The following is a 12,904-nucleotide window of genomic DNA, read 5'->3' as shown; positions in this document are numbered from 1 at the left end:
AAACATCATGCTACATTTCAAAAGCGGACATCAAGTCTTTTCACGTTCGTCCAGCAGCAAAAACACCATCAGCGACAGCAGCATTAAAACCGTCGTCAACACCATTGCCCGCGCATAATTGTCCTCCCCTGCCCTACCCAGATACGAATAAATCAAAGTGGTCAGCGTCTGCCATTCGGGGCGCGACAAAAACAGCGTGGCGGCAAATTCGCCGATACAGGTTGCCGCCGCCAAAGTCAGACCGCGTCGCAAAGCAGGTTTCAATAATGGAGCGGTCACATACAAGGTCGTCTGAAAAGCATTTGCCCCCATGCCGCGCGCAGCCGACACATAATCTTCAGGCAAATCGTCCCAAGCCGCCAGCACATCTTTTGCCACAAACGGATACGCCAGCAGCGCATAAGTGGCAACCAACAAAGGCAGCGATGCCGTCCATTGCGGATAAAGCAGCAATATACCGGCGGCAATACAGACAGGCGAAACCATAAACGGCAAAAACACCAAACCGCGTACCCACGCCACCCGTCGCGCAACTGCCGCATACATCACCCCCAGTACAACCGCCGTCAAAACCGCCATTCCCGAAAACCGCAGCGTATTCCATCCCGCCGCCAAGGTTTCCTGTTCCAACAACACACCCCAAGACCCGCCTGCCGATGCCGCCAGAAAAATCACCGCCGCCAAAGGCAACAGGCAACACAACAGCAAGACCATTAAAGAAAAACCCAGCAAAACACGTTCGCCGAAAGATTGCGGGCGATGCGGCAGCAAAGCACGAACCGCCTTATCAGAAGCCGTTTGCCGGCTCAAATACGCATACAGCAGCCCCGCCAATGCTGTCACGCCCAACACCATCCACACCAAAACCGACGCCTGAGCCATATCCAGCTCATACATCACCAACTGATAAATCTCCACCTCAACTGTCGTATAACGGCTGCCACCCAGCAACAACGCCAGTCCGAAACCCGAAAAACAATACAAAAATACCAAACAAGCCCCACCCGCCAGCCAAGGGCGCAACACCGGCCATTCCACAAAACAAAACCGCTGCCAAGCCCCCGCACCCAGCGTCTGCGCCGACTGCAACCTCGCCTGCGGCACCTGCAAAAAACCCTGATACGCCGCGCGTACCAACACAGGCAAGTTGAAAAACACATTGCCGTAAAGCAACAAATACGGCGTATCCTGCCAGCCCGCCCACAACACACCGTTTGCCCCGAACAAAGCCAACACCCCGACCCCGACCACCAAAGTCGGCATCACAAACGGCAGCATCAAAAGCCGCAAAATCATCTCACGCCCGCGAAACGACAACCTCGCCAACGACCACCCCACCGAAATACCGAGCAGCAAAACCAGCACACAAGTGACCGCCGCCTGAACCACCGTCCAAACCAAACGATGCTGCATATAATCATCAGCCAATACCAACGACCAAGCCGACCCGTCATAAGCCGCCATCGCCACCAATGGCGCAACCACCATCACCGCCAAGAAACCCAAAGGCAGCAGCGCAAGCAAAACAGTGGCAGGAAACAAACGAAACAGAGTTTTCATGGAACGGATAGGCAGGGTTGAAAACAGATATTGTAACGGATACGAAGCAAAGGTCGTCTGAAAGGTTTTTCAGACGACCTTTTATCAAATGCCCCAGCCTTTTCTCAATAAATCCCTTGTTGTTAAAATCTCCGGTTCTTTCATTTGCCTTACAATGTCAAAATTAATGAATAAATCTGCCTTAAGAATTGCATCCAGCGTCTGACTGTCGCTGATAAAAGGATATGGGGCAAAGGTAAACATCTCATTTTCTGCCAGCGGACCCCATAATTCGACACAGCGTTGAAAGAGCGGATTGCCATCATTGTCTTGTGTATCCAACTCTTCATATACCTGGAAACCGAAGAAACCATCAATCACTTCTCCGTCTCTTCCGTCCTGAATCCAATCGCTGAAATCAGTATCCCTTTTAAATATCCACCCTCTAATTGGATCAAGCTCATATTGGGTTCCTAAATTGCTGTTCCACACAAACAGCTCCCCAAATCCTGAACGGGCAATCACATAATGTTTTTTCTTTTTCAATTCATCTTCCGGCAACCATTCTGCCAAAATGTCCTCGTAGTCTTCCGGATTGGTCAGCCAAAATATTCCGTCCTTAAATCCGCAGAAACCAAATTCCTGCCAATATTCCAGCAAACGGTCAGGCAATTTACCGCGATATTTGGCCAAGGTTTCAGTTGAAACCGGCGTGGAAGCAAATGGCATTCCAAATTTTTCAAAAAAATATTCTGATCCTTCAGTTTGTTTGAATAGATTCATATGTTTACTCCTTCTATGTCGGACAACGGTTAAATTCTGCATTCATATTGGCATTTCCACCATACTTTTTCTTCATTTCATTGGCGTAATCATCAAGCTGCTTCAAGCGGGTTCTGTAGTCTCCGGCCTCCTTGCTATCCGGAGCTTTTTGATTCCAGTTTCCGCCAATGGATCGATTGACATCACTACGGCCTAAACGTTCAGTGACATCTTTACCTCCGGCAATCATATCGGGGTTATGCAGTGCATCCGCTCTTTCATAATCGCCTTGGTTCTTGCATTAGCAAGTGTTCTGGCTTCTTCTACGGACTTACCCTGTTTTTGATATGATTCTCTGAGAGATGTCGATATCTTATAAAGCCGCAAAATCATCTCACGCCCGCGAAACGACAACCTCGCCAACGACCACCCCACCGGAATACCGAGCAGCAAAACCAGCACACAAGTGCCCGCCGCCTGAACCACCGTCCAAACCAAGCGATGCTGCATATAATCGTCAGTCACCACCAGCGACCAAGCCGACCCGTCATAAGCCGCCATCGCCACCAATGGCGCAACCACCATCACCGCTAAGAAACCCAAAGGCAGCAGCGCAAGCAAAACAGTGGCAGGAAACAAACGAAACGGAGTTTTCATGGAACGGATAGGCAGGGTTTAAAACAGATATTGTAACGGATACGAAGCAAAGGTCGTCTGAAAAGGCAGACATGATTAGTCCATGCCGCTTCGTAAATGGCGATTTTAGATTACAGCAGATTTGATGTGTGATGAAATATCTTCAAAAGATAACAACAGCCGAAGCACTCATGCAGGATGAACGCCATTAATAAAGAGGTCGTCTGAAAACTTTTCAGACGACCTTGATAGATGTTTGATTCTTAGCCCAATCTACGCTTCTTTTTTCCCGTTTCAATCAGCGTGAACCGTCGCGCGGGAGTTCTACTAGGGGTGGTATGGGCGGGTCTTGATAGCTTTCGTCGATCTCAAAGCCTTCTGCGCGGGCTTTGTCTTCCATTTTTTTCCTTTCCTTTGCCAGTAAGCGGAACTGTTTATCCAAGGCTTCGCGGTAGCTTGGTTTGCCAAATTCTTCTTGTGCATATGACCGGAGGAAATCCCAATATGCACTTATAGTAATTCGCAGAGCATACTGACCGTTGCCGTATTGGTCTCGATATTGTTCTGAGTCATCCTTGCCAAGCATAAACTCCACAAGCACACCCTCCGCATATAGTCTTCCTATCTGAGCCAAGTTGGGCAGTTTCTTCCATTCTTCAGGGGTCAGTTCAATAGTGGTGGGAACACTGGCTATCGTTTTTTCTTTGTTCCAACCGTCTTCTAATTCAAAAAAAGCAGCGGCATTTTTACGATCGCGCTTAATCCTTGGGTCGCTGAGGTAAATCAAATCTGTCCAACCGGCTTGATGCATCTGCCTGATCAGATTATAGAAATTCTGTCTTGCTTCTTCATCACTGATGTTGCTGCTTTTGCCGAGGCCAGAAAACATGTCAAACTCATCAACGCCTAAGAACGGGTTATGACTTCCATCTTCATATGCAGTAATACTGCTTACATGAGGTATTTTAAAAGTATGTTTGCCGTGTTCAAAAACAACGGTTTTTTTCTGATTAAAGTCTATTTCATATTGATTGACATTAAAAAATTCTGAGTCGTCAGAAGGTCCTGCATAATTTTCGGGGAATCTGTTAACAAAATGTTTGCTGGATTCCGGCAGGGTAATGGACACCGTGTCGGGCAGGTTGTCTTTTGGCGTTTGCTGTGTCATGGGGTTACAGCCTCCTGATAATAAAATGATAGTAACAAATGAAAGTATTGAGATTGCCAAATGTTTAAGCATGGTCTCCCACTCCCGCCCGTTTTCTTGCAGCCAAAATGCGCAGTTGGTTCTCGATAAACTGTTTATCTGAAGGACGGCTCATTCTCTTATGGTATATAGTTGCCGCTTTTGTAATCCAATTCATTCGTTGTTCTAAATTCTCCAGCTCAATACCTCTCGGTGCTTTTGATTGAAAGCGTTCCTGTCCTTTTTTAATTTTACAGGTAGCAACCAGGTTCAGTTCATTTTGAGGGAGTTGCGCATACAATCCTGGAAGTTTATCTTCCAGCATCCGAGACATTGATAAGTAAGCTGGGAAAACTCTCCCCTCATACATAATCTTTTGCAGGATAATTTCCTGTTCGTGGTAGGCGATATAAAAAAGGTGAAGAATTTTTTTTTCAGCAATTTTCCGTGATTCTTCAAGTTTTAGTGCCTCATCTAAAGCAGAAAAAGCTTTTTGAATATATTGTTTGCCAGAATCAGCAAAATTCATATTTCGATCTTCTATTGTATCTTCAAAGCCGTCCACTTTTCCCAAATCTTCCTTTATGACTGTAGGCAATGCATCAAATTTTCTTTTGGATAGACATTGTCTAAAGACGGCAGGATTTTGGGCATAAACATAGTGCCAAGGCATAACATCTAGAAAAAGCCACACATTGCCTTTTGCCAACTGTGTACTCAGCTGAGGCATTAAATCAATAATGTAGGTATTATTATGGATGCCATGTGAAGGGGGAAGGAATGGCGTTAAATTTCTTAATAGGCCAGTATATTGTCTAACCATCCCACCCGGGTCTTTTACCCATGGATTGTCCAATGCGCAGCCTACAGTTTTACTTGCAAAAGCTGCCAGCCCCATCCAGTAAAACAGTCCGGAATTATTCTTTAATACAGGGAATTCTTTAAACTCACCCGAACCTAAATACATTTTAGCGTAGACCGCCGCTATATCATATGCGCGTTGTGCGTAATTTTGGTTAACTTGATAAACCGTATACCCTCTTCTTTGCACACGGGTGCCGTTTTGAAACAAGATATTATAGGATTTAAACATCCCACTTTTTACTCGAAATAGAGCCGCATACTGCCCTTTAGCCCAAACATTTGTACAATCGTAACAGACTTCCTGTTTAGAGTTTGGTTGTGTATTGGTTTTGCATGTAGTCATAAGTTAATTTTCCGTGTTTGAATAATCGTTTCACAAAGAATCTCCAAAAACCTCGAATATTTCCAATTCTTCTGGGTTCGGAGTATGGATTCTAGCCGTTCGCCCTTTGGTGTCAGTAATACCGAAATACTCATTACCCGCTTTATCGGTAATCACATACTGCGTTTTCTTTTTGACTTGACCAGACACAGTGTATAGTACAAACTGCTCATCATATTTTTCAACTGCAGGCATACCTTTCATATTTACCCCTGCACTATTCGGTCCCGTCACCTCCAACGGCGCCTTCACCCTAACCAGCTTCGGACTCCCGATCTCAATTTCTCCATTCGAGAATTTGATGTATGCGCCTTTACAGGTAATTAAAACTTCCTCTTGCGCTGCAATATTTACTCTGCCCGCACTGCTGGTCAGCACCGCATCCTTCAACGCATTCAGCTGCAACTCGTCATTCTGTGCCTGCACTTCCACTTTGCCCTGATTGGCCTGCACCTTAATACCGCTGCTTTGCGCAAACAGGTTGAGGCTTTCTACCGCATGGGCGGTCAGGCTTTGGCCGGCGCTGATGTCGGTATGGTTGCCGCTGACTAGGTGAATGTTTTCATTGGCGGTGTGCAGTTGGCTTTGTTGGGTTGCGGTAGCGATGCCGGCAGGGGCGGTTTGGATCAAACCGGCCTCTTTCAGGTCTTTGAGGGCGTCTTTCAGACGACCCCTTTGGGTTTCTTCATCGGTGTGGTGGTTGTTGGCGGTTTGGGCGGCTTTGTTCAGGCTTTTGGCGAGGGAGAGTGCCTGTTCGAGTTGGGAAATGGCATCGTCCATATCCAGCACTTTGCCGTTGGCGTCTTGGTTTTGTGCGCTGACGAGTATGCCTTTACCTGCCCGTACCGCACCCCAGCCGTCGGTTCTGAGTTCGAAGCCTTCACCGTTCTCTCCGCGTTTTTCCCGACTTGAGTCGACGATGTGGCCGAGGTTGAGTTGGGATTTCTGATAGTCGGTGGCGAGTTTGATGTGTTCCTGACCTTTTTGGTCTTCCATCCTGAGTTTGTTGTTCGCCCAGGTACGGATGACGTTCCTTGTGTTCCAGTCGGCAGGGATGTGGTCGGGATGGGCGCTGTCGTGCATGACGCCGGAGATATACGGGCGGTCGGGATTGCCTTGGACGAAGGACAGCATGACTTCGGTGCCTTCGTGTAAGGGGAAGTGGATGCCGTATTCGGGACCGGCATAGGGTTTGGCCAGTCGGACGGGACGGCTTTCGCCGCCGGGACTCCATTCGTCCAAATCAAACGGGAGTTTGACGCGGTAGCGGCCCATGTCGTCGATGTAGGCGTAGGTGCAGTTCTCCGCCGCGGTCACCCGTGCGGGCAGTGTGCCGGCGATATGGGGGCGCGGTGTGGTGCGTTCGGGACGGAAGGCGAGTTGGGCGGGAACGGCGGTAAAGGTGTGGCTGTAAGCGGTATCGCGGCTGCCGCTGTGTTCCATGCTGAGTACCAGCCAGCCGTCGGGTGCTTCGGGGAAGGCGGTATCGGTTTGGAACACTTTCATCGGCGCCATGGAAACGACGTTGCCGCTGCCGTTGGCGACGGTTTGGCGGCAGAGGACGGCTTCGTTCAACAGGGTCGTCTGAACTTTGGCTTCGTCGGGGGTTTTGGGATGGAGGCCCCAGTTTTGCTGTTTGCCCAATAAGACGGTATTGTCGGCAGATTCTTCGGATTGTTTGTTGTCGGTTTCGGCGAAGAGGTCGGTATCGGCAGTGCGGTAGTTGTAGTCGGCACAGCGTATGCCTTCGACGATGGGGTTGTGGCGGATGCTGAGGTTGAAGAGTGCTTCGGTACCGGTGCTTTCCAGCCCGGCATGGGGACGGTAGGAAACGGGCAGGCTTTGGTCGCGGAAGTAATGTTCGGGACTGTCGCCGAAGACGACCACGTCGCCATGTTGTTCATGCTGTTCGAAGGCATACCAAATGCCTTCTTCTTCACACAGACGGTTGATAAAAGCGAAGTCGCTTTCGAGATACTGGGTCACATACTCGCGGACGGTGTAGCTGCGGCTTTTTTGGAAACGGTAGTCGACACCGGAGAAGCCGTGGTGTTTGAAGACGGCGGCAACGATGTCGGGGACGGTTTGGTTTTGAAACAGTCGGGAGGATTGGAAATGTTTTAAAGCCGCGAAACGCGGCTCTAAAACAAAGCGGTAAACGGTTTCATCCTTGGAGACGGACAGCTTCTCGCATGAAGTCACAATGCCCTGCCATTGTTTCGCCGGAGGGTCGTCTGAAGCAGACCCGAATGCACTGACTACTTCGGACAATACGGCCTCCTGCGGACGGATTTCAAATGCTGCGCGCTGGTTGAGGTAGGAAGACAGCGGCAGGGAGGAATCGGCGGAGGTGGCGGTGATTTCGACGCGGTAGGCGGTGTTGGCGGCTTCGGAGGCGGTGAAGGATTTGACGGAGAGTGAGGGGGAGAAACGGGCGAAGGTGAGGTGGTAGGATTGGCGGGCAGTCATGGCGATCTGGATGATTTATGATGAAAGTTTAAACATAAATCAAAAAGGCAGGCAAGACAAATGATTAATGACAAGTGGCAGAAATGTCGTATGGATGGTTTTTGAAAGTGATGGGTGAATAGATTTGGAACGAAAGAAGGTCGTCTGAAAACTTTCAGACGACCTTGATAGATGCTTGGTTTTTAGCCTAATCTATACTTGTATAATCTAAGATAACAGAATCATGATAGTAAGCTTTTTAGCCACTCAATGAACCGATCAAACCAACTTCCTTTATTTTCCTTTAAAGATTTCTGTTCAGATTGGTTAGGAACCCTATCTACACATTCACCTCTAATATAATCTTGAACCCTAAAATGACCATTTTGATCTTTTTTAAGGCAAATTGTATCTCCAAAACCAGTGAAATTCGGCTCTATCCTTAATTGTTCATTTTTATTTGGATCAGGATGTAGATCAATTGCATAAATTTGTTTGTCTTCTAATTTTATACCTGGAAAATTTGAAGAATCCAGCATAATACATTTTTCTTTATTTGGATAATTTTCTTCAAATGTTGTCTTATAAAATATACTATGAGAATTCCTTGTATCCCCTTGAGATATATTGGATATATTTATGAAATACGCGCCAATCAAGTCAGGTCTGTCAATATAAAGACACGGAGTATTATCTATCATCCTGATGCTAACTACACCATCTGCATCAGGGGCTTTGGAAAAAGCATTGCAATTAACTGTAAATAACAAAATTGACAATGCAGAAAATAGTTTTATGTACATAGAAATTCCAAGTAAGCAAAACAGCTATTGTAACGAATACGAAGCAAAGGTCGTCTGAAAACTTTCAGACGACCTTTGTGAAAGTTGGGTTTCCAATTCAATCTACACCTGTTATGTAAACAATGCGGTGTTTTCTTACATCTTTTTTCTTTAGTATTTTTATCCTGATTTAAACCGAAACCAATATATCCGCTAGTCGTAGTCGAAAGGTTCGAATTCTTCGTCCAGCCGTTCGCATGAGATGAACTGTTGTTCGGCGGCGCTGGTTTCTTCATCGCTCAACATGAACAATCCGCCCCATCGGTCTTTTTGATAGGGTTTTTGATAGGTTTGCCGGAGGAATTCATATTGTTCGGCGGAGAGGTAGGGGCGGTGGCTTTCCAATTGGGCAAACAGTTGCCTGCGGTAGTCTTCGGGGGAAGTATCTTCTTCGGGGAAATAGTCCGCTTGGGCTTGCAGCAGTCTGCGGAAGATGAAGTCTGCTAAGTTTGCGGCTTCTACTACGCTGAAGTCGTCGTCGTGATACAGACGTGTGATACATGGCCCGCCTTCTTGTCGGTAATCGAATGCGTAGTAATCGCCGTTGCCCGCTCCGGCAAAGGCGATGAGTTTGCCACGGTATTCGGGTTTCAAACTCATCCATTCACTGTCGTCGCATAGCTGTTCGTTGATTCCCTGCAATTCGTCGGCGTGAGGCAGTTCAAATTCCGAGCCGACCAGCAGTAAGGGCGGATGCTCGAGCAACTTGGGGAAAGTGTCGCTATACCAGTTTCTGCCAGCCTCTCCCCAGTCCAACATACCATCGGCAGCGAGGCGTTTGTATAGGTTGGGCAGGGAGATGCCGTATTGTGTTTCGGTTTGGCTGATGAAATCCTGATAATTCATGATGTTTCCTTTGCTAGATTTTGGTTTTGAACTTCATTGAAGCCGCGTTTTCAGACGACCTTTTTCCTTTCCCATTTTATAGTGGATTAAATTTAAATCAGGACAAGGCGACGAAGCCGCAGACAGTACAGATAGTACGGAACCGATTCACTTGGTGCTTCAGCACCTTAGAGAATCGTTCTCTTTGAGCTAAGGCGAGGCAACGCCGTACTGGTTTAAAGTTAATCCACTTTACCGTCCGCCGTTTAAATAAGGCCTTGCCTGAAGGATGACGAGTTTGCCGTCTGCGAAAGCCCATTCGATGTCTTGTTCGCCGTTGCCGAAAAGCTGTTTGATTTGCTGTCCGGCTTGGTCGAGGCGGCGGATTTGGTCGTGGTTCATGACGTTGCCGCCAGTTATCGGTACTTCCCTGACGCCGCCGTTTTCATCCAGTTGCAGCGCGGTGGTTTCGTTGGAGGAGCTGAGGCGTTGTACGGCGTCGTTGCGACGGTTGTAAACGGCTTGTTCCGCCACCCGTTTTCCTTCGACCACGCGAATGCCCAGCCCGCGTTTGGCGGCGATGTAGGAAGTGTTTTTCTGCGCGGTATCGTAGGGATTGACGGTAACGAGTACGCCGGAGAGGTCGGCATTGATGCTTTGTTGGACGAAGACGCTCATTTTCACGCTGTCGTGCGGCAGTCCGGCGATGCGGCGGGCTTCGTACGCGCTGTAATTGAAGACGGAAGCCCAAGACTGTTTCACTGCTTCCGCCAGCGCGTTTTCGCCGGTTACGTTCGGCACGGTGGTGTACAGCCCTGCGCCGCTGAAATTCGGCAGATCTTCGGAATTGGACGAGCTGCGGACGAACACGCCTTTGCTGTTTAATTGGCTGCGCCATTGTTCCGCCCAGGTGCGTTTCCATTCGGACGGGATTGCGGCATCGGTGATTTTTTTCTGCAAGGCGAGCAGGGCGGTACGGCGTTTGCGGTTGTCGCCACCGCTTTGCGTTTCGATTTGCGCCAGTGTTACCGCGTTGATGCCGAGTTTGTCCATCATGGCGCGGTAGTAGGCGAAGGGGATGCAGAATCCGTCGGGGACGTTGCTGCCTGCGATATGGGCGCGGATATGGCCGAGGTTGGCGGCTTTGCTGCCGCAGTAACGGCTGTCTTCACGGCGCAAGTTGGCAAGCGGCCGCAGGCTGTAATCGGCAGTGTCGGGCTGCGGTAGGGAGAGGTCGTCTGAAAAGGTCTTGGCGGCTGTGTTTCGGTTGGTTTGGGCGACCCGATATTGTTTCGCGTCGGCGGCCAATTCGATACGGCGACCAATATAGGGCGCGAGGATTTTTTCCGCGTCTTTGAGGTAGATGTTGGGAATGCCCCAGCCGCGCGCCAAGACGTTCACATGCGACAGCGCGGTGGACGGTTTTTCGCTGATGATGCCTGCTACGGGCGGCAACACCAGCGGCACTTCTTTCAAGATGATGATGTCGTCCGCACCGACATCGTAAAGGTCGTCTTCCTGAGTGATGACGCGCAATGTGCCTACCGCTTTCCCCCTATGCAACGGCAGATAAGGGAAATTCTGTATCAGGCTTTCTTGGGTTACGAAGGGGACTTTGCTTTGCGCAGCAACAGTTTCCTGCCACAGGGAATTGGTTTTGTAGCGCAGCGGGGCGAAGAAACTGTCTTTCAGACGACCTTCTGCCAATTTCAGCAATTCGGGCGTGATTTTGTCGCCTTCCCAAAATTCGTAAACGTATTCTTGAGTGCTGTTCTGCCAACTGATGGTGCCGAACAGGAAGCGGCGGTTCGGGCTGCGGTATTGTTCGAACAATTCTTTGCGCGTCGGCATCGGCTTCAAAATCTCGGCGAGATAGGTTTCGTGCAGGCGGTATTTCGGCGTGTTGATGTAGTCGGTGCGGTTGTTGTCTTCGCGGTCGATAAGGAAGAGGATATGCGGGATTTCGTATTCGCTGTCTTGTTCGTAAACGCGCGAAAGCAGATCGAAATCGGCGCGGCTGCGGATGGCGGGCAGCGCGGGTGTTTGCGTTTTGACCGGCGTGGCGGCTTGGCGTTTGTCGGACTCAAAATAAGAAGGTTTGCGCGCGATCGGCGCGGCGGTATCGGCGACTTCGGCATTGGGATGGCAGGCGGCGAGCAGGAACAATAGGGAGAGGCAGACGCTGGTTTTCATGATAATGGCAACGATAAAAAACGGATTGTAGCAAGAAAAGGTCGTCTGAAAACCCTGTTCGAGGTGTTTCAGACGACCTTTTTCTTGACCCAACCCTTTCAAACCATCGCTTGATACAACGCAATCATCAGCGGCATGGTAATGACGCACAGCAGCGTCGTGATGCCGTAAATCACGCTGGCTTTACGGGCGTTCTGACCATAAACCATCGCCATTTGGGTAACGGTGGATGCGGCGGGGCTGACGGTGGCGAGGAAGCTGATGAGGACGACGGTATCGCTGTGTCCGCCCAAATGGGCAATGCCCGAAATTTTGACAAACACTAGCAGAATCAGCGGGATAAGCATCAGACGCAGGAAGGCGACGAGGTAAATCCGTTTGGAGAGGATGATTTCTTTAAGCGGCAGCGAGGCAATCAGCATTCCGGCAACGAGCATGGCGACCGGACCTATCATGCCGCCGACGGTCGCAAGCGTGTTGTCGATGATGTGCGGCAGTTTGATTTGAAAGGCAAACATGAACACGCCGATAAAAATGGATAGGATGTTGATGTTGGTGAGTACGGTTTTCCACGCAAGATTGCCGCGCCCGCAAAGCAGCAGGCGCAAGTGCGTCCAGAAAAGGAACATTTGGACGATGATGAAGCCGCTGGTGTAAATCACCCATTGCGGTCCGAAAATAGACATCACCAGCGGGATGATGAGGTTGCCGGAATTGGTGTAAACCATGGCGGCGTGTTCGAGCGTGTCGAGCTTGAACAGGATTTTGAAAAGCCTGCCCAGCACAATCAGCAGGATATGGAACACGACCGCCAAGGCGACCGAGAGTTTCAGCCCGTCAATGATGTCGGGCGTGTTCTCGATTTGGAAGGCGTGAATCATTACCGACGGGCTGATGAGGTAGAGCGCGATGACGGAGAGCGTGCGGCTGTGTTCGGAATTCAGAAGCTTGGATTTCACCAACGCCATGCCCATCAGGACAATCAGGGTCAGCTCGGTGATTTTGCCGGCGAGGAGCAGGGCGGTTTCCATGAGTGTGGCACATTTTGGGAAAACGGAAATTTTACGCTTGCGCGCCAGTGCGGACAATGTATTCGGAACACGGTTTCAGACGACCTTTCCGTGTTTGCCGCCGTATTCAAAGGGCAAAGGTCGTCTGAAAACGCCGCTCGGATTTTCAGACGACCTCACGCTCTGCCCTGTTCTCATTTAAAGTTAATCCACTATA

At 49.3% G+C, this 12,904-nt stretch carries 11 protein-coding genes and 1 pseudogene; 1 reads left to right on the top strand and 11 read right to left on the bottom strand.

Annotation, left to right across the window (positions count from 1 at the left end):
- Positions 1-30: 30 nt before the first annotated feature.
- The 11 genes and pseudogenes from H3L95_RS11465 to H3L95_RS11415 form a co-directional block, all read right to left on the bottom strand.
- On the bottom strand, positions 31-1,560 hold the full coding sequence (locus H3L95_RS11465; protein WP_003758761.1) for an ABC transporter permease: 1,530 nt from the start codon (positions 1,558-1,560) through the stop codon (positions 31-33).
- 84 nt (positions 1,561-1,644) lie between these two features.
- Entirely contained in the window at positions 1,645-2,322 is a 678-nt protein-coding gene (locus tag H3L95_RS11460; protein ID WP_182096161.1) for a GAD-like domain-containing protein, read from the bottom strand.
- Positions 2,323-2,335: 13 nt separating this feature from the next.
- On the bottom strand, positions 2,336-2,551 hold the full coding sequence (locus H3L95_RS11455; protein ID WP_003758767.1) for a polymorphic toxin type 15 domain-containing protein: 216 nt from the start codon (positions 2,549-2,551) through the stop codon (positions 2,336-2,338).
- Between the two features lie 128 nt (positions 2,552-2,679).
- Positions 2,680-2,958 (bottom strand): annotated as a pseudogene (locus H3L95_RS11450) (iron ABC transporter permease); the annotation flags it as partial.
- Between the two features lie 277 nt (positions 2,959-3,235).
- Positions 3,236-4,177: a hypothetical protein gene (locus H3L95_RS11445; RefSeq protein WP_003758771.1), complete on the bottom strand. Its 942-nt coding sequence runs from the start codon at positions 4,175-4,177 to the stop codon at positions 3,236-3,238.
- Positions 4,170-5,330: a DUF2515 family protein gene (locus tag H3L95_RS11440; RefSeq protein WP_040668577.1), complete on the bottom strand. Its 1,161-nt coding sequence runs from the start codon at positions 5,328-5,330 to the stop codon at positions 4,170-4,172. The genes H3L95_RS11445 and H3L95_RS11440 overlap by 8 nt, the downstream gene beginning before the upstream one ends.
- Positions 5,331-5,360: 30 nt before the next feature.
- Entirely contained in the window at positions 5,361-7,838 is a 2,478-nt protein-coding gene (locus H3L95_RS11435) for a type VI secretion system Vgr family protein (RefSeq protein ID WP_094105960.1), read from the bottom strand.
- A gap of 221 nt (positions 7,839-8,059) precedes the next feature.
- Complete coding sequence (locus H3L95_RS11430) at positions 8,060-8,620, bottom strand: hypothetical protein (protein WP_003758780.1); 561 nt, start codon at positions 8,618-8,620, stop codon at positions 8,060-8,062.
- Between the two features lie 192 nt (positions 8,621-8,812).
- Complete coding sequence (locus H3L95_RS11425; protein ID WP_003758782.1) at positions 8,813-9,505, bottom strand: SMI1/KNR4 family protein; 693 nt, start codon at positions 9,503-9,505, stop codon at positions 8,813-8,815.
- Between the two features lie 231 nt (positions 9,506-9,736).
- Positions 9,737-11,827: a PEP/pyruvate-binding domain-containing protein gene (locus H3L95_RS11420; RefSeq protein ID WP_259345819.1), complete on the bottom strand. Its 2,091-nt coding sequence runs from the start codon at positions 11,825-11,827 to the stop codon at positions 9,737-9,739.
- Positions 11,776-12,708, bottom strand: coding sequence for an AEC family transporter (locus tag H3L95_RS11415; RefSeq protein ID WP_003758791.1), 933 nt, complete (start codon positions 12,706-12,708; stop codon positions 11,776-11,778). The genes H3L95_RS11420 and H3L95_RS11415 overlap by 52 nt, the downstream gene beginning before the upstream one ends.
- Here H3L95_RS11415 and H3L95_RS11410 point away from each other — a divergent pair.
- The gene (locus H3L95_RS11410) at positions 12,707-12,889 is read left to right on the top strand and encodes a hypothetical protein (protein ID WP_003758790.1); all 183 of its coding nucleotides are present in this window, start codon (positions 12,707-12,709) and stop codon (positions 12,887-12,889) included. The two genes, H3L95_RS11415 and H3L95_RS11410, sit on opposite strands and share 2 nt — an antisense overlap.
- Positions 12,890-12,904 lie beyond the last annotated feature (15 nt).

Source organism: Neisseria sicca (assembly GCF_014054945.1).
GTDB classification, from domain to species: domain Bacteria; phylum Pseudomonadota; class Gammaproteobacteria; order Burkholderiales; family Neisseriaceae; genus Neisseria; species Neisseria sicca.
The sequence above is the reverse complement of the archived record's forward strand: the minus strand, read 5'-3'. Positions and strand labels throughout refer to the sequence as shown.

Bases quoted from the DNA above. Each gene is read 5' to 3' on its own strand.
- H3L95_RS11465 (WP_003758761.1), bottom strand. From the start codon at position 1,560: ATGAAAACTCTGTTTCGTTTGTTTCCTGCCACTGTTTTGCTTGCGCTG.
- H3L95_RS11460 (WP_182096161.1), bottom strand. From the start codon at position 2,322: ATGAATCTATTCAAACAAACTGAAGGATCAGAATATTTTTTTGAAAAA.
- H3L95_RS11455 (WP_003758767.1), bottom strand. From the start codon at position 2,551: ATGATTGCCGGAGGTAAAGATGTCACTGAACGTTTAGGCCGTAGTGAT.
- H3L95_RS11445 (WP_003758771.1), bottom strand. From the start codon at position 4,177: ATGCTTAAACATTTGGCAATCTCAATACTTTCATTTGTTACTATCATT.
- H3L95_RS11440 (WP_040668577.1), bottom strand. From the start codon at position 5,330: ATGACTACATGCAAAACCAATACACAACCAAACTCTAAACAGGAAGTC.
- H3L95_RS11435 (WP_094105960.1), bottom strand. From the start codon at position 7,838: ATGACTGCCCGCCAATCCTACCACCTCACCTTCGCCCGTTTCTCCCCC.
- H3L95_RS11430 (WP_003758780.1), bottom strand. From the start codon at position 8,620: ATGTACATAAAACTATTTTCTGCATTGTCAATTTTGTTATTTACAGTT.
- H3L95_RS11425 (WP_003758782.1), bottom strand. From the start codon at position 9,505: ATGAATTATCAGGATTTCATCAGCCAAACCGAAACACAATACGGCATC.
- H3L95_RS11410 (WP_003758790.1), top strand. From the start codon at position 12,707: ATGAGTGTGGCACATTTTGGGAAAACGGAAATTTTACGCTTGCGCGCC.
- H3L95_RS11415 (WP_003758791.1), bottom strand. From the start codon at position 12,708: ATGGAAACCGCCCTGCTCCTCGCCGGCAAAATCACCGAGCTGACCCTG.